We start from the raw sequence: 16,609 nt of genomic DNA on the forward strand, positions 1-16,609 counted from the left end.
GAATTTTTCTGTTGACATGAAACGGATGTTCGCATTATAATAAATTCAAATAAGCGAACGTATATTCGATAAGGGGTGTCAAAGATGAAAAAAATTTGGGATGGCTATTCATACACTTTTATTCTGATTGCTGTCAGTCTGATTTTTTCACTTGTAGCAAAAGCACATTTCAATAACAGTGAACAATACATAACTGTTACTATAGAAGAAGGGCAATCCTTATGGGAGATCGCTGAAACTTATGCAGCTGAGCATCATTTATCTGAAAATGAATTCGTGAGCTGGGTGGAAAAGGAAAATGGAATTATCGGTGAGAGGATTTTTCCGGGAGATGAGCTTGTTATTCCTGTGACGGCTGAATTTGGACAACCAACTCAAATCGCTGGCGCGGAAAGATAACTTAGACGTAGAATAAGGTGATGACAACATGAAAGCGATTATTTATTGCCGCGTAAGTACAACTAAGGAAACACAGGAAACATCGCTTGCCAGGCAAGAGGAGGAATTGTGCCATCTTGCGGATGAATATGGGTTTGAAGTAGTGAACATAATTAAAGAACAGGCAAGCGGTTATGACCTTGAAAGAGATGGCATACTGGAGCTGTTAGAATTGATAAAAGACAAAGCGATCGGTACGCTGTTGATTCAGGATGAAACCAGACTTGGCAGAGGGAATGCAAAAGTCGCAATCCTTCATTGCATCCTTAAGGAGAATGTAAAGCTATATAGCATCTCACACAATGGGGAGCTTCAACTATCTGAATCCGATTCTATGGTACTCCAGATTGTCAGCATGGTAGAAGAGTACCAGAGGAAAATCCATAATATTAAGATTAAACGCGGAATGAAACGAGCGGTGGAGCACGGTTACCAGCCGCAGCAGAATCTCAAAAATCAGGGTGTGCATTCCGGCAGAGACAGGAAGGACATGCCGGTAGGGGAAATCGTAAGGCTGCGAAATAATGGCCTAACATTTTCAGAAATCGCCGCTACCCTTAAAGGATTTGGCTATAATGTATCCAAAGCAACCGTGAATAGAAGATATCTGGAGTATATAGAGTCGGAGGAAGAGTAAAGCTCCTTTCTTGTAATACATTATGCTTTTTAGTAAGATGACAGTTGATATAATTTTTTACAAAGGAGCTTTACTATGCTATCAAGTGATAAGATTGCTAGGATCAATGAACTGGCAAGGAAAGCAAAATCATCCATGTTGACTGAAGAAGAAGCAAAGGAGCAAACTAAGCTTCGTGCCGAATACCTCCAGTCATTTCGTTCTTCGATGCTTAATACCCTAAAGGGAGTTACCATTGTTGACCCAGAGGGCAATGATGTAACACCTGAAAAATTAAAAGAAGAAAAAATGAAGAGTAAACTTCATTGATATATTCAATTTGGGATACAGAAGAGGATGTATCCCTTTTTGATTTCGACAGCATCGTAGAAAACACTAACAGCAGAAATAGGTTAAATGAAAGACCCTTCCGCCTTCATCGTTTGGTTACATAAGGGTAGCGAGTATGAGACAAAATAAATAATGATACAGCCTTTCCATCTCTCTCAGGCATAATTTGTTGTATAATATTTTCTCGCGCTATAATATTAAGGGTGTAGTTAGTACTTATAGAAAGGATGTATTTAATGTTTAAAGAAATTGATATGCTTTCCATTGATTCCGTTCGTACATTATCTATTGATGCGATTGAAAAGGCAAATTCTGGTCACCCTGGCATGCCGATGGGTGCAGCTCCAATGGCTTATACATTGTGGACACGTTACATGAACATCAATCCTAAAAATCCCCAATGGTTCAATCGCGACCGTTTCGTCCTGTCTGCTGGACATGGATCCATGTTGTTATACAGCTTGCTGCATCTTTCAGGATACGATTTATCCATGGAAGATATTAAGCAATTCCGTCAATGGGGAAGTAAGACCCCTGGACACCCTGAGTTTGGACACACTGCTGGTGTGGATGCAACTACTGGGCCGCTTGGTCAGGGGATTGCCATGGCAGTTGGTATGGCAATGGCAGAGCGTCATCTTTCAGCAGTTTACAACAAGGATAACTATAACATCGTTGACCACTATACATATAGCATTTGTGGCGATGGCGATTTAATGGAAGGCGTTTCAGCTGAAGCCGCTTCTCTAGCAGCACACCTTAAATTAGGGAAAATGGTTGTCCTTTACGATTCAAACGATATTTCACTGGATGGGGACCTTAATAAGTCATTCTCCGAGAGCGTGGAAGGCCGTTTCAAGTCGTACGGATGGCAGTACATCCGTGTTGAAGACGGCAATAACCTGGAAGAAATCTCGAGAGCAATTGAGGAAGCAAAAACAGATGCAGACCGCCCGACTATGATCGAAGTCAAGACAATCATCGGATATGGTTCTCCTAATTTATCTGGTAAATCAGATGTTCACGGTGCTCCACTTGGTGCGAATGAATCGAAACTAACAAAAGAAGCTTATAAATGGACCTTTGAAGATGATTTCTATGTTCCAAATGAAGTTTATGAGCATTTCAAACAGCAAATTGCTGAAAAAGGGGAACGAACAGAACAGGCATGGAATGAAATGTTCTTACAATATAAGAGTGACTATCCTGAACTGGGTTCCCAGTTTGAAAAAGCATTGAAGGGTGAACTAGTGGAAGGATGGGATAAGGATATCCCTGTTTACGAAGAAGGAAAGAGCCTTGCGAGCCGCGCATCATCCGGTGAAACACTAAATAAAATCGCTAAAAACCTGCCTTATTTAATCGGTGGATCAGCTGATCTTGCTGGTTCAAACAAGACAATGATCAAAGGATCAGGTGACTTCTTCCCAGGTTCATTCGAGGGCCGGAACATCTGGTTTGGTGTACGTGAATTCGCAATGGGCGCAGCCATGAACGGTATGGCACTTCATGGCGGTTTAAGAATTTTTGGTGGCACTTTCTTTGTGTTCTCTGATTACTTAAAGCCTGCAATCAGACTTGCTGCATTAATGGGCTTGCCTGTGACCTATGTATTTACTCATGACAGCATTGCAGTAGGGGAAGATGGTCCTACACACGAGCCTGTTGAGCAACTGGCTGGGCTGCGCGCAATGCCAAACTTGTCAGTGATTCGTCCTGCTGATGGAAACGAAACAGCAGCTGCTTGGAAGCTAGCAGTTGAATCAACAAAGAATCCGACTGCTCTAGTGCTGACTCGCCAAAACTTGCCGACCATTAAGAACACGGACAAGAATGCATATGAAGGTGTGTCAAAAGGCGCTTATGTCATATCTCCGGCAGGGAAAGAAAGTGCAGATGCCATGATTCTTGCAGCTGGTTCAGAAGTCGGCCTAGCTGTCAAAGCACAAGAAGCTTTAGCTTCCGAAGGCATTAACGTGTCTGTTGTCAGCATGCCATCATGGGATCGCTTTGAACAGCAATCAAAAGAATACAAAGAATCTGTCATTCCGAAATCTGTCAAGAAACGCCTTGGAATCGAAATGGGATCTTCACTCGGCTGGCACCGTTATGTCGGCGACGAGGGAGAAGTACTTGCAATCGATACATTTGGTGCATCTGCTCCAGGTGAAAAAATCATGGAAGAGTATGGATTTTCTATAAATAATGTCGTATCACGTGTAAAAGCATTACTTTATCAAAACTAAAGGATAAGAAAAGTAATCATAAGCTGGACTGCAATTGCAGTCTGGCTTATTTAATACAAAAGAGAGGGAGGATCTATTTATGGCAGGTAAGTTTCAGGGCAAGACCGTTATCATAACCGGTGGTTCTAATGGTATAGGAGAAGGAATCGCAGCAGCATTTGCGAAAGAGCATGCGAATGTATGTATTGCTGACATAGATGAAGCAAAGGGAAAGAAATTGATTGGCAGGCTAAAAGAGTTCGGAGCACAAGCTGCTTTTTATAAAACAGATGTTAGGAAAGAAGAAGATATTGTTAACCTACTAGATAGGATTATGAATGATTTCGGGCAAATCGATGTATTGATTAATAATGCAGGGGTGTCTCGGTTCAAGCCTCTATTTGAATTAACAACAGAAGAATGGGAGGATGTCATTTTCACGAACCTTAGGAGCGTCTTCATTGGCTCTCGTGAAGCCGCGAAAAAGATGAATAAAGGGGGAGGGATTATCAACATGGCATCAACTAGGGCAATAATGTCTGAACCAAATTCAGAAGCTTATGCCTCCTCTAAGGGAGGAATCGTTGCCTTGACACATGCACTTGCTGCTTCGCTTCAAGAGAAAGGAATCACAGTGAATTCTATTAGCCCAGGCTGGATCCAGACATCAAACTATGATGAACTGCGGGAAAAAGATCATCATCAGCACTGGTCAAACCGGGTCGGGAAATCGGAAGATATAGCAAGGGCATGCCTGTATTTGGCGGATCCAGAGAATGATTTTATCAATGGGCAAAACTTGATTATTGATGGTGGCATGACTCGGAAAATGATCTATGAAGAATAGGGGAAAGGGAGCTGCAAAAAATTGCTGCTCCCTTTATTCTTTAGATGATTTCTATTAAAATAGAGGAAGAAGATCATTTAGGAGAGAAGTCATAAAATGAAATCCACGAAAAAGAAGCCAAAAAAGAAAAAGCAGATCCAAAGAAACTTTAATCTGGTAATGTTATTGTTTTTGTTCTTCATAGGGTTATTCCTATTTGATAGATTCTTTGATTTATATAATGAAAGTTTAAAGAAAATTAATGTTGGTGCAAATAGTTCGATTGGAGAGGTTGCAAAGTATACGCCAGTCATAAAAAAAGAATTGGAAAAGATTGATCTGGAGGAGTATACCGTTACCGTTGCAGCTTTAATGATGCAGGAAAGCAAAGGGAAGGGCGGTGATCCCATGCAAGCCTCTGAATCTTTGGGATTAGCCCCTAATACCATTCAAGACCCGCAAAAAAGCATACAGCAGGGTGTAAAGTATTTTCAACAGGTTATGAGTTATGGAGAAAAGATGCAAGTTGATTTTCCTACAGTTATTCAGTCATATAACATGGGAATCGGCTATATTGACTATGTAGCCAAAAACGGGAAAAAGCACAGTGAGGAACTCGCGAAGAAGTTTTCGAAAATTCAGGTAGATAAAAATCCGCAAACTTATAATTGCGGAGGAAATAAGAATAATTTTCGCTATCCTTATTGTTATGGAGATTTTACCTATAGCACAAAGGTTGCTAAGCATATGGAAACTATTTCTGTCAACAATCCTGCGAATTTAATCGACGAGCCCACTAAAATTTCCTTTTAACTCTATATACTAATCAAGGATTATGGAAATACTCTGCTTGCCACAGGGCGTGACGTTATAGCTTTTCTTAATAAAAAATGTCGCAGGTTTGACAAGAAAAGGGAAATATATTAGGAACAAATGCCCATAATAATAGTAAGGAGGTGTAAAGAATGTTTGAGTATGGCAAGGATATTCCTTTGGAAGGTGCTATGGTAAATCAGGCTGCTCAACAAGGTAATGAAGAGAAAAGGCAAATCAGTGAAGGTACATCTTTTAATTTTGACCACCGCAAGGATATCCCATTAGACGGAGTAAAATAAGCCTGGAATTTCAGGCTTTTTTTTAAACTAAAATTGTTTTGCCAGTTTGTAAGCGTGCTGGATTGCCTGCTGCTTAATTTCCTGGGCTTTATCAGGAGTAGCTGCCATACCTTCTACCGCTAGTGTTTCAATATCTGTCACTCCCATGAACGCAAGTACTGCACGAAGATAGCGATCACCAAATTCCCATTCTTTTGCCGGCCCCTCAGAGTATACTCCACCACGAGCCTGGATATGAAGGGCTTTTTTATTACCTAACAAGCCAACCGGTCCCTCGGCTGTATACTTAAATGTTTTTCCGGCAATGGCGATGTTATCAATATAAGCTTTCATTTTTGGCGGAATGCTGAAATTCCACAAAGGAGTCGCAAAGATGTATTTATCTCCAGAAATAAATTGGTCAGTAAGTTGATTGATTGAGCTCACTTTCTCTTTTTCATCGTCACTAAGCTGTTCGAAAGCAGTTCCTTGCTGTAATTTGCCCCAGCCGCTGAAAACGTCCGTATCTATAAACGGAATGTCTATTCTATAAATATCCAGTCTTACAATTTCATCATTAGGGTTATTCTCACGGTAAGCCTTAATAAACTCTTCTCCCACCGACAAACTGAATGATTCCTCAACTGGTTTAGGATTTGCTGTAATATAAAGTACTGTAGCCATGTATATTCATCCTTTCTCTTTCAAAGTAACATTGATATATTCCCCTCAATACAAAACAGTATTCGCTTATTATGAACATCGAGATTCGTGACAATGTGTTAGGTATTATTTATAATAAAGAGTAAGAAAGTTTTGAATTCGACAAAATTAGTGAAAATTATCGTCATCATTAGACAAACGCAGATCAAATGTTTTTCTATAATTAAAACAAAAGCTTGTCTGCAGAGGAGGGGATCAAGTGCGATCCTACCAGCTATATTTAATAGAAGATGAATTCGCCTCCCATTATTTAGGAAGAGAGCGGATGTTTTACCAATTATTTTTAGAATATAGACAAACAAAAGGGTATCTGAAGTCAATCATTTCAAAACAGGTTGACTTCGTAACTAGGCCCATCCCTGTACTTCGCATCCATCAGCTTTTGCATCAGCAACTCCAAAAAACTCAAGGATTCTATGTCGATAACGGATCATATGTATATAAAAACAAAACAAACAATAGTTCAGCCATACTAAAAGTCCATGAACGGTGGCTAGAGCTAGAATCGGATGGACAGATTGACACGGAAACAGTCTTTTTTGAAATCCTTCGGAAATGTGAATCTGCTTTCCTTGCGATCGATCTTGAATCAAACAAATATGGCTGGCTGAAGCCGATAAAAGAGCGCAAATACGTATGAAAAAAAAGATTTTTCTAGATCGAAGTAAAGATTGATTCATCTTTGTTGGAAAACTTACAAAAACTATCGAAAATAGGGTTTGGATAGACAAAAAAATGCACACAGATATTGTATAATAGCTGCTGGTTTAGTAAACTGTATGTTAGACAACACGAAGGAGGAAGTTTTATGTGGACAATAATTCTAGTTGGTATACTGGCATTGGTTGTCGGTGTAGCGCTAGGATTTTTCATTGCTCGTAAATACATGGAGAGCTACTTAAAGAAAAATCCGCCAATCAACGAACAAATGCTTAAAATGATGATGATGCAGATGGGTATGAAGCCATCGCAGAAGAAAATCAATCAAATGATGTCAGCAATGAACAAGCAGTCTGGTAAATAATAAAGATGGACAAGCACTTACCTCATGGATGGGTGCTTTTCTTATTTTTGAGAGGATCGAAAACAGATTGACGCAAACAAATACAACGCCAACAACGGCGTTATTTTTGTTTGTCATTGCGCCTCTTTTCTGGTCTTTGTTGGAAAATGGAATCAAAAAATTCATCTGCTGTTTCTAACGTTCCGCCGTGTAATTGACCGTCTCTGCCCCGTTTGTTTTTATCTTCGGTTACAGGATTATGGATTCTAACCATCTATAAGCACCTCCATTAAATAGAGTTTCTCATAATTGCTTCATTTATCCGCAATAGAAATTGTGAATGAATGCCAAAACCTGTTCAGACTGAAACAGGGGAAACGGTAACTTGTGTTATCATGAATAAATTCCACGGAAAAATAAAAATTACGTATCAAGCTTTTACATTCACGCAGTCGAGCTCATTTATATTTTCATTATACCCTTTATGGTATAATGAAAAAATCAATGAACAGAAAGAGAGAGTTGCAAAAATGTCAAATCAAAATAATCAAGCAGTTCCCGGTGAGGATCAGCCGGAGTGGCTGCAAGCCTATGTCGAATCTCCTGATAAGCAGAAGGCTTTATATAAGAAAACGTTACTCATCGTTGTCTTGTCACAGATTTTTGGCGGTGCCGGTCTTGCTGCCGGAATTACAGTAGGAGCATTGTTAGCAAAGGATATGCTTGGCACAGACACGGTTGCCGGACTCCCAACCGCTCTTTTTACCTTAGGTTCAGCCGGTGCAGCGCTTGTAGTCGGTCGGTTATCACAACGGTATGGCCGGCGCCCCGGATTAGCTTCGGGATTTTTGACAGGAGGAATCGGTGCAATTGGCGTTATCATTGCAGCCGTTACTAATAATATATATATTCTGTTTGCGGCTTTGTTGGTTTATGGTGCCGGAAGTGCGACGAATTTGCAGGCTCGATATGCAGGTACTGATTTGGCAACCACAAAACAGCGGGCAACAGCTGTCAGTATTGCGATGGTGTCGACAACTTTTGGTGCAGTAGCCGGGCCAAATTTGGTCAATGTGATGGGAGATTTCGCTGTCTCGATCGGATTTCCGCCTTTATCCGGACCATTCTTTTTGGCTGCAGCAGCCTATATTGTTGCTGGTTTGATTTTGCTAATTTTCCTTCGTCCTGATCCATTTGTCGTTGCACGCGCAATAGCGTTAGCAGAACGGAATGCCAGAGTCTTGAGCCATGAATTTAGTGAGGAAGAAGAAGCAACAGATAAACGGGGCATTGCTGTCGCTGCACTGATCATGGTATTGACCCAAATGGTAATGGTGGCGATCATGACTATGACCCCAGTCCATATGGGGGCGCATGGTCATGGTTTGAGTGCTGTTGGGATGGTTATCGGTTTTCATATTGGAGCGATGTACCTTCCGTCCTTAATGACAGGTGTGCTTGTAGATAAAATAGGGCGCGGCGCAATGGCTGTTGCCTCAGGGGTTACATTACTCGCAGCAGGAATAATGGCTGCTGTTGCACCGGGTGAGTCCATGCTTTGGATCACATTGGCTCTGATTTTGCTGGGCCTAGGCTGGAACTTTGGATTGATCAGCGGAACAGCATTGCTAGTCGACGCAACCAATCCGACCAACCGGGCAAAAATGCAAGGAACGATTGATGTTATGGTCGCATTGTCAGGAGCGTCAGGGGGAATGTTATCAGGCATGGTTGTCGCTAATTCGAGCTTTGCATTTTTATCTTTAGCAGGTGGAGTTCTTTCGCTAATATTGATCCCATTTGTGATTTGGTCGCAGAGGAAATGAGGAGTCTGGTTTTTTTCAGGCTCTTTTTTTTAAAAAAAAATCTTTCGTTTTTAGAGGAGAATCCTTGGAAGTGTCTTTTCTTGTACGCATGGGAAGGATAGAATCATAATGGACGACCTGAAGTTTTCAATTGTTTTAAGAATACTGTTATAATAAACAAAAAGTATTGAGGAGTTGCAGCAATGAGAATCGGAATTATCGGTGCAATGGATGAAGAAGTGGATTTGCTTCGCAGTAAAATCACAGAAATAGATGAGATGAATCTTGCAGGAAGCGAATTTTACAAAGGTTATATTGGTCATCAGGAGGTAGTGCTGCTTAAGTCTGGAATTGGGAAAGTAAACGCTGCAATGGGAACAGCATTGATGATTGAAAAGTTTCAACCTGATGTCATCATCAATACAGGGTCTGCTGGAGGATTCCATGGCGAGTTGAGTGTCGGTGATATCGTCATTTCGACAGAGGTGAGACACCATGACGTAGACGTGACCATTTTTGGATATGAATATGGCCAGGTGCCAAAAATGCCTGCATCTTTTTCACCGGATGAAAACCTCGTGAGAGTCGCGGAAAAAAGTGCAGTAAAAATTAAGGGAATTCAAGTCGTAAAGGGCCTGATTGCATCTGGGGATTCATTTATGAACGATCCTGAAAAGGTTGAGTTTATCAGAAACAAGATGCCTGATTTGTTTGCTGTGGAAATGGAAGCAGCTGCAATTGCCCAGGTGGCGTATCAATTTAAAGTGCCATTTGTGATTATCAGGTCTTTATCCGACATTGCAGGGAAAGATTCGAATGTATCATTCGATCAATTCCTTGAAACGGCCGCTAAAAATTCGGCAGAACTAATATTATTAATGGTAGAGGAGCTGAAGAAGTAATGGTTAAGAAAATGAATGTGGAAAGCTTTAATTTGGACCACACAAAGGTCGCAGCCCCGTATGTCAGGCTTGCTGGGACAACTCGAGGTGCTAATGGGGATGTGATTCATAAGTACGATATCCGCTTCTGCCAACCAAACAAGGGGCATATGGAAATGCCAGGCCTCCATTCATTGGAACATTTAATGGCTGAAAATATCCGCAATCATCATGATACTGTTGTCGACATTAGCCCTATGGGATGCCAAACAGGTTTTTATCTTTCGGTAATTAACCACGATGATTACGATCATATCCTCGAAGTATTGGAAAAAACTTTACATGATGTACTGGAGGCAGATGAGGTACCTGCATGCAACGAAATTCAGTGCGGCTGGGCAGCAAGCCACAGCTTAGAGGGAGCTAAAGAAATCGCTGCGAAAATGCTGGAAAAGAAAGAGGAATGGAGCCAAGTTTTCGCTGAAAAACAATAACTAGTATCTATATGGAAAAAAGAGCAACCAAATAGATTGCTCTTTTTCCTAGTTTCTCACAATATATCCTATATAATTACTACTTTCGTAAATTTGTAAACTTATGATACTTTTCGTCCGGCAAATGACGTTTGCTGAGATTTTTCCTCCGCTTTAAAGACATTAAAAACTAAATTTAAAGCAATGGCTGTCAGGCTTCCTGCGACAATTCCGTTGTCTGTCAATATTCGGATGCTGGAGGGCATTTGTGAAAATAATTCTGGTACTGCTGTAACCCCGAGGCCCATTCCAACAGAACAGGCAATAATTAATAGGTTTTCTTGTGAAGAAAACTCCACCTTGCTGAGCATTTTAATTCCGTAGGCAACTACCATGCCAAACATCGCTACCATTGCTCCGCCTAGCACAGGTGTTGGGATGATTGTTGTCAGCGCACCAACTTTAGGCATTAATCCGAGGAGGACCAAGAAAAAACCCGCTGTGAAAATGACATTTTTGGACTTCACCCCTGACATTTGAAGAAGGCCAACGTTCTGCGAATAGGTGGTATAGGGAAACGCGTTAAAGATGGCACCAAGAATGATCGCGATCCCTTCTGCACGGTACCCATTCTCCAAATCCTTTTCCTCTAGTTTTTCTTCGCATATATCTCCTAGTGCAAAGTAAACTCCTGTGGATTCCACTAAACTAACCAGCGCGACTAGAATCATTGTCAGGATGGCGGATAGCTCAAATGTCGGGAGGCCGAAGTAAAATGGAGCTGGCATGTGGAACCAGGAGGCTTCTGTAACAGCAGAAAAATCCACCATTCCCATAAAATAGCCAACAATCGTTCCTGCTCCCAGTCCAAGCAGAATGGCGATAGCTCGGATAAAGCCTTTGAAAAAACGGAAAAGAACGATAATGAAAAACAAAGTTCCAAAAGCAAGTCCGATATTTGAAAGCGAACCGAAGTCAGGACTACCCTGGCCACCAGCCATATTATTCATGGCAACTGGTATAAGGGTAATTCCGATGATGGTGACAACAGATCCGGTTACTACCGGTGGGAAAAATCGGACTAATTTCCCGAAGTATTTTGAAATAGCAACAACAAAAATTCCTGAAATAAGGATCGATCCATAGATAGCTGAAATGCCATACTGTCCACCAATGGCAATCATCGGTCCTACAGATGTGAAAGTGCAGCCCAGCATGACAGGAAGGCCAATTCCAAAAAATTTGTTCCGCCAAACTTGAAGGAGGGTAGCGATGCCACACATGAAAATATCGATTGAAACTAAATAGGTTAGTTGTTCCCCTGATAGCCCGAGTGCGCCTCCGACAATTAGCGGTACGATGACCGCACCAGCGTACATGGCCAATACATGTTGGATTCCTAATGAAGCAATTTTAAACATATTCTGTTGTTTCATCGTATTCGTTCCGCCTTTCGTTCTTCCGCATTTTCAAATTCGACGCTGCCGTTTTCAAGTGAATGAATGACTGCAAGTGACTCTACTCGGTAGCCCTTTTCACGCAATAAACGTCCGCCATCCTGGAATCCCTTTTCAATCACGATTCCAAAACCTGCAATCGATGCTTTGGTTTTGCTCACTATTTCTTCCAGTCCTAATGCTGCTTGTCCGTTTGCCAGAAAATCATCAATAATAAGTACCGTATCATTATCGTTCAGGAATTTGCGGGATACTGAGATCTCGTTGCTCTCTTTTTTGGTAAAGGAGTAAACAGAAGCTGTAATCAGATCATTTACGAGCGTCAGAGACTTCTGTTTTCTAGCAAAAACAACCGGTACATGTAAGTGCAGACCTGCCATGACGGCCGGTGCTATACCGGATGATTCAATCGTTACTATTTTCGTAACTCCTGATTCAGAAAATTCTTTTGCAAACTCTAAACCAATATTATTCATAAGCTGGGGATCAATCTGATGATTCAGAAAAGCGTCCACTTTTAGAATAGAGGATGAAAGCACACTCCCATCGGTTTTGATTTTTTTTCTTAGCTGTTCCATGGTAACACTCCTCTTTTTATCCGAGCCAATAAAAAAAAGCCCGAAGTCCATGCATTCACGTCATAACTGAGTGAAGCAATGGTCTTTGGGCTTTTGAAAATAGCTGAAGACAAGAAGAGGAAAAATCCGCCTCTGGCATTGCTCACTCATAGTCAGATCATTTACGGTAATCCGGTAGATACTTGCAGGCCATATCCCTGCGATTATATGAGTGAATAAATTAAGTTAAAGTCATTATACCACCATTTTTATTTTCTTCAACCATAAAATCCGTATTTTCTTAATCATTAATCCGGATTTCGTTCGCTTTTTTAACAGAATCTATAAACCAAAGTAAAAAAGAAAAAATCTTTCCAGTTTTAAAAATATTTGATAAACTATTTAAGCATTTGAAGTGTTTGGGGGATCTATATATGAGTGTCTTTAAGGATTTACTTTGGTATTTTAAAGAAGAGAAAAAAGCGTACTTAACGGGGATTATTCTGTTGCTGTTCGTAGCATTTCTCCAGCTGGTGCCGCCCAAGGTGATCGGGATGGTCGTGGATGAAATCACGGATGGGACGCTTACGGCAGGAAAGTTGGGAAAATGGATCATCTTGCTGGCAACTTCGGGATTGGTGATGTATTCGCTCCGTTATTATTGGAGAATCATGATATTCGGTTCCGCGGTAAAACTGTCTAGACTGTTAAGGAACCGCTTGTATGCGCATTTCACCAGTATGTCCCAGTCTTTTTACCAAAAGACAAGGACAGGGGATTTGATGGCACATGCCACCAATGATTTGTCGGCAATTCAGCAAACGGCTGGTGCCGGGGTTCTTACCTTCGTTGACTCAGTTTCAACCGGAGGGTTTGTGATAATTGCTAAGGCAGCGACCATCAGCTGGAAGCTGACCCTGATCGCCTTGATTCCTATGCCGTTAATGGCGATGCTGACAAGCTGGTACGGCACGATGCTTCATAAGAGATTTCACAAGGCTCAGGAAGCATTTTCCGCATTAAATGATAAGACGCAAGAAAGCATCACGGGTATAAAAGTAATGAAAACCTTTGGGCAGGAGAAGGAAGATATCGAGGATTTCAGGAAGCAGTCAGAGGATGTTGTAAACAAGAATATCTCGGTTGCAAAAGTAGACGCCCTGTTTGACCCAACGATTTCCATTATTGTCGGGATTTCTTTTTTCCTGTCGATTGCGTTTGGGTCAAGGTATGTCGTGAATGAGGAGTTAACAATCGGGCAGCTTGTTTCCTTCACATCCTATCTCGGGCTGTTGGTGTGGCCGATGCTGGCATTTGGTTGGTTTTTCAATATTGTCGAGCGTGGGAGGGCGTCGTATGACCGAGTAACAACCCTGCTTGCTGAAAAGATCGATATTCAGGACAAAGCAGATGCCCTGGATGTAGTGCCAGATGGCGATATTCAATATGCTATTGAATCATTTGTTTATCCTGGCGAACAAGACCCTGTTTTAAAAGATATCAATTTTAGGATTGGAAAAGGACAGACACTTGGTATTGTTGGGAAAACGGGAGCAGGAAAGACGACACTGCTTAAGCTTCTGGTCCGGGAATTCGATCTTTCGGATGGAAGCATCACCATTGGCGGCAGGAAGATTGAGGATTATAAGATGGATCGGCTGAGGCAGGCAATCGGCTATGTTCCTCAGGATCACTTCCTTTTTTCGGCCACAGTAGAGGAAAATATCGCTTTTGCGAATCCAGCTGTCGAGAAGGATATCATCCATCATTCAGCCAGAGTGGCGAACATCCACGATGACATTCTTGAGTTTACGGATGGATACAAGACGATTGTCGGAGAGCGCGGCGTTTCTTTATCAGGCGGGCAAAAGCAACGGATTTCTATAGCGCGTGCTCTCGTCATGAATCCTGAAATCCTAATCCTCGATGATTCCTTGTCAGCTGTCGATGCTAATACCGAAGAACAAATTCTCTCCGCATTAAAAAAGAATCGAAAAGATAAAACAACGATTATCACTGCTCATCGCTTAAGTGCCATTCATCATGCGGACTTGATTATTGTTTTGGAAGAAGGACGGATTGCTGAACGAGGCACACATGACCAGTTAATGGGGCAAGAAGGCTGGTATAAAGACATGTATTGGAGACAGCAGCTTGAAGAACTCTTCGAGCAAGGAGGATGAATATGGAATCTCCACCTGTACTAAACGCAAAGGAACAGCGGTCGGTGCTGTTCCGGCTTCTAGCTTATGCTAAGCCACATATGAAAATGATTTCGATCGCATTTGGATTCCTGCTGCTTGCGACGGCTGGGGATGTACTCGGGCCAATTTTGGTTAAGATTTTCATCGATGATTATTTAAGGGAAGGAATTTTTCCATTTCAACCTTTAATGCTACTTGGCTCCGCATATATTGGCATCCAAATCCTCAACGTGCTTGTTTCCTATTTTCAATTGCTGAAGTTTCAGGAAATTGCGCTGAAAATCATCCAGCAGATGAGAATTGATGTCTTCACGAAGGTGCAGCAGTTAGGGTTGAAGTATTTTGATAAAACACCAGCAGGCTCACTAGTATCAAGGGTCACGAACGATACGGAAGCGATTAAGGATATGTTTGTCAGCGTGATCGCGACCTTTATTCAGAGCGGAATCTTGTTGTTTGGTATTTTTGTCGCGATGTTTTTCCTGAACGTCAAACTGGCCCTATTCACGATGCTGATTTTACCGTTCATTGTGCTCATCATGAGTTTATATCGTAAGTTGAGCTCGAGGTTTTATCAGGAAATGCGTGAGCGGCTCAGCCAATTAAATGCGAAGCTCAGTGAATCTCTTCAGGGAATGTCCATCATCCAGATGTTTCGCCAGGAAGAAAGGCTGAAAAGGGAGTTTGGTGAAATCAATGACCAGCATTTCGAGGCAGGGATGAGAAACATCAAGGCTGATGGACTGCTATTGCGCCCAGCAGTTGACTTGGTATACATTCTTGCATTGATCATCGTACTCAGCTTTTTCGGGATCACTTCCTTCGACAGCACGGTTGAAATCGGAGTTCTCTATGCTTTCATCAATTATTTGGATCGTTTTTTTGAGCCAGTGAACAATATGATGATGCGTCTTTCCTTGTATCAGCAGGCGATCGTTGCAGCTTCACGGGTGTTTAAGCTACTCGATGAAAAGGAGCTGGCACCGGAACAGACTGAAACGGAAACAGATAAAATCACTGTTGGCAAAATCGAATTCAAGGACGTCAGTTTTTCTTATGATGGCAAGCGCGATGTCCTAAAAAATATTAGTTTTACCGTAAATTCAGGAGAGACCATCGCATTTGTTGGCCATACAGGCAGCGGCAAAAGCTCCATTATAAATTTGTTAATGCGCTTCTATGAATTTGAGCGGGGCGAAATTTTGATCGATGACCATTCCATCAAGAATTATCCGGTGAAAGAGCTTCGCGATAAAATGGGCCTCGTACTGCAGGATCCATTTTTGTTCTACGGTACGATCGCGGATAATATTAGGCTTCATAATCAGAGTTTGGATGAGGAGGATATTCGGCAGGCGGCTGAATTCGTCCAGGCAGATGCTTTCATCCGGAAGCTCGAAAATGGGTATGGGCACAAGGTGACAGAGAGGGGATCGACATTTTCGAGCGGGCAGAGACAGCTGATCGCTTTTGCCAGAACAATTGCTACGAATCCAAAAATTCTTGTTCTCGACGAGGCGACAGCAAATATTGATACAGAAACAGAAGAAGCCATCCAGGTGGCACTTGCCAAAATGAGACAAGGGCGGACAACGATTGCGATTGCTCACAGGCTTTCCACGATCCAGGATGCAGATCAGATCATCGTCCTTCATCACGGGGAAATTGTAGAACGCGGAACCCATCAGGAATTGATATCCCAACAAGGTCTTTATCAAAAAATGTATCTTCTTCAAAATGGTTCAGTAGAACGTTTAGAAGATGTGGTAGGATAATATAAGAAAAACCGGGCGCAGTTTGCCCGGTTTTTCTTTGGGTTAGGCGGATAATCGATTTTCACTCCAGACACTCGCTTTCCGCAGGGCGACTGGTGAGCCCTCTCCTCGCTTCGTTCAAACCTATTCCGATAGCAACCGAGTCTATCACCATCCTAATACACCCCAAACCTGTCAAAAT

At 41.9% G+C, this 16,609-nt stretch carries 18 protein-coding genes and 1 riboswitch; of the genes, 14 read left to right on the forward strand and 4 right to left on the reverse strand.

The annotated features are described in order from the left end of the window. The first annotated feature begins 84 nt into the window (after positions 1-84). From yneA to UB32_RS19995, 7 genes are all read left to right on the forward strand, one after another. Complete coding sequence (yneA, locus tag UB32_RS05370) at positions 85-399, forward strand: cell division suppressor protein YneA (protein WP_044391871.1); 315 nt, start codon at positions 85-87, stop codon at positions 397-399. Positions 400-427: 28 nt separating this feature from the next. Next, positions 428-1,075, forward strand: a complete 648-nt coding sequence (locus UB32_RS05375) for a YneB family resolvase-like protein (protein ID WP_044391872.1) — start codon at positions 428-430, stop codon at positions 1,073-1,075. 75 nt (positions 1,076-1,150) lie between these two features. Next, a complete protein-coding gene (locus UB32_RS05380) occupies positions 1,151-1,384 on the forward strand; it encodes a DUF896 domain-containing protein (protein WP_044391874.1) in 234 nt (77 codons plus the stop codon). A gap of 257 nt (positions 1,385-1,641) precedes the next feature. Then, positions 1,642-3,651: a transketolase gene (gene tkt / locus UB32_RS05385; RefSeq protein WP_044391876.1), complete on the forward strand. Its 2,010-nt coding sequence runs from the start codon at positions 1,642-1,644 to the stop codon at positions 3,649-3,651. 79 nt (positions 3,652-3,730) lie between these two features. Then, positions 3,731-4,477 carry an SDR family NAD(P)-dependent oxidoreductase gene (locus UB32_RS05390; RefSeq protein WP_044391878.1) on the forward strand — a complete coding sequence of 249 codons (747 nt, stop codon included), beginning with the start codon at positions 3,731-3,733 and terminating at the stop codon, positions 4,475-4,477. A gap of 159 nt (positions 4,478-4,636) precedes the next feature. After that, positions 4,637-5,269: a lysozyme family protein gene (locus UB32_RS05395; protein ID WP_044391905.1), complete on the forward strand. Its 633-nt coding sequence runs from the start codon at positions 4,637-4,639 to the stop codon at positions 5,267-5,269. A gap of 152 nt (positions 5,270-5,421) precedes the next feature. Further along, positions 5,422-5,571, forward strand: a complete 150-nt coding sequence (locus UB32_RS19995) for a hypothetical protein (protein ID WP_157841614.1) — start codon at positions 5,422-5,424, stop codon at positions 5,569-5,571. Between the two features lie 27 nt (positions 5,572-5,598). Here UB32_RS19995 and UB32_RS05400 read toward each other — a convergent pair whose 3' ends face one another. After that, complete coding sequence (locus tag UB32_RS05400; protein WP_044391880.1) at positions 5,599-6,234, reverse strand: FMN-dependent NADH-azoreductase; 636 nt, start codon at positions 6,232-6,234, stop codon at positions 5,599-5,601. 238 nt (positions 6,235-6,472) lie between these two features. Here UB32_RS05400 and sirA point away from each other — a divergent pair, with 238 nt between their 5' ends. Together sirA and UB32_RS05410 are read left to right on the forward strand one after the other, a co-directional pair. Next, a complete protein-coding gene (gene sirA / locus UB32_RS05405) occupies positions 6,473-6,913 on the forward strand; it encodes a sporulation inhibitor of replication protein SirA (RefSeq protein WP_044391882.1) in 441 nt (146 codons plus the stop codon). Positions 6,914-7,081: 168 nt separating this feature from the next. Continuing rightward, on the forward strand, positions 7,082-7,297 hold the full coding sequence (locus UB32_RS05410; protein ID WP_044391884.1) for a YneF family protein: 216 nt from the start codon (positions 7,082-7,084) through the stop codon (positions 7,295-7,297). Positions 7,298-7,397: 100 nt separating this feature from the next. Here UB32_RS05410 and UB32_RS20000 read toward each other — a convergent pair whose 3' ends face one another. Continuing rightward, a complete protein-coding gene (locus UB32_RS20000; protein ID WP_157841615.1) occupies positions 7,398-7,550 on the reverse strand; it encodes a hypothetical protein in 153 nt (50 codons plus the stop codon). Between the two features lie 256 nt (positions 7,551-7,806). Here UB32_RS20000 and UB32_RS05415 point away from each other — a divergent pair, with 256 nt between their 5' ends. From UB32_RS05415 to UB32_RS05425, 3 genes are all read left to right on the forward strand, one after another. Further along, positions 7,807-9,102 (forward strand): MFS transporter, encoded by a 1,296-nt coding sequence (locus UB32_RS05415; protein ID WP_044391907.1) that lies wholly within the window; start codon positions 7,807-7,809, stop codon positions 9,100-9,102. Positions 9,103-9,284: 182 nt separating this feature from the next. Beyond that, complete coding sequence (gene mtnN, locus UB32_RS05420; protein ID WP_044391886.1) at positions 9,285-9,983, forward strand: 5'-methylthioadenosine/S-adenosylhomocysteine nucleosidase; 699 nt, start codon at positions 9,285-9,287, stop codon at positions 9,981-9,983. Next, entirely contained in the window at positions 9,983-10,456 is a 474-nt protein-coding gene (locus tag UB32_RS05425; protein ID WP_044391888.1) for an S-ribosylhomocysteine lyase, read from the forward strand. The genes mtnN and UB32_RS05425 overlap by 1 nt, the downstream gene beginning before the upstream one ends. A 101-nt stretch (positions 10,457-10,557) precedes the next feature. Here UB32_RS05425 and UB32_RS05430 read toward each other — a convergent pair whose 3' ends face one another. Beyond that, positions 10,558-11,871 (reverse strand): nucleobase:cation symporter-2 family protein, encoded by a 1,314-nt coding sequence (locus tag UB32_RS05430; protein ID WP_044391890.1) that lies wholly within the window; start codon positions 11,869-11,871, stop codon positions 10,558-10,560. Next, positions 11,868-12,470, reverse strand: coding sequence for a xanthine phosphoribosyltransferase (locus UB32_RS05435; RefSeq protein ID WP_044391892.1), 603 nt, complete (start codon positions 12,468-12,470; stop codon positions 11,868-11,870). The genes UB32_RS05430 and UB32_RS05435 overlap by 4 nt, the downstream gene beginning before the upstream one ends. A 129-nt stretch (positions 12,471-12,599) precedes the next feature. Continuing rightward, positions 12,600-12,701, reverse strand: a riboswitch (purine riboswitch). Between the two features lie 182 nt (positions 12,702-12,883). Between UB32_RS05435 and UB32_RS05440 the strand changes: the two genes are divergently transcribed. Both UB32_RS05440 and UB32_RS05445 read left to right on the forward strand, forming a co-directional pair. Next, positions 12,884-14,632: an ABC transporter transmembrane domain-containing protein gene (locus tag UB32_RS05440; protein ID WP_044391894.1), complete on the forward strand. Its 1,749-nt coding sequence runs from the start codon at positions 12,884-12,886 to the stop codon at positions 14,630-14,632. 2 nt (positions 14,633-14,634) lie between these two features. Beyond that, positions 14,635-16,428, forward strand: a complete 1,794-nt coding sequence (locus UB32_RS05445; RefSeq protein WP_044391896.1) for an ABC transporter ATP-binding protein — start codon at positions 14,635-14,637, stop codon at positions 16,426-16,428. Positions 16,429-16,609: the final 181 nt, after the last annotated feature.

The sequence above is a fragment of the Mesobacillus subterraneus genome (assembly GCF_000934845.1).
In the GTDB taxonomy this organism is placed as follows: domain Bacteria; phylum Bacillota; class Bacilli; order Bacillales; family Cytobacillaceae; genus Mesobacillus; species Mesobacillus stamsii.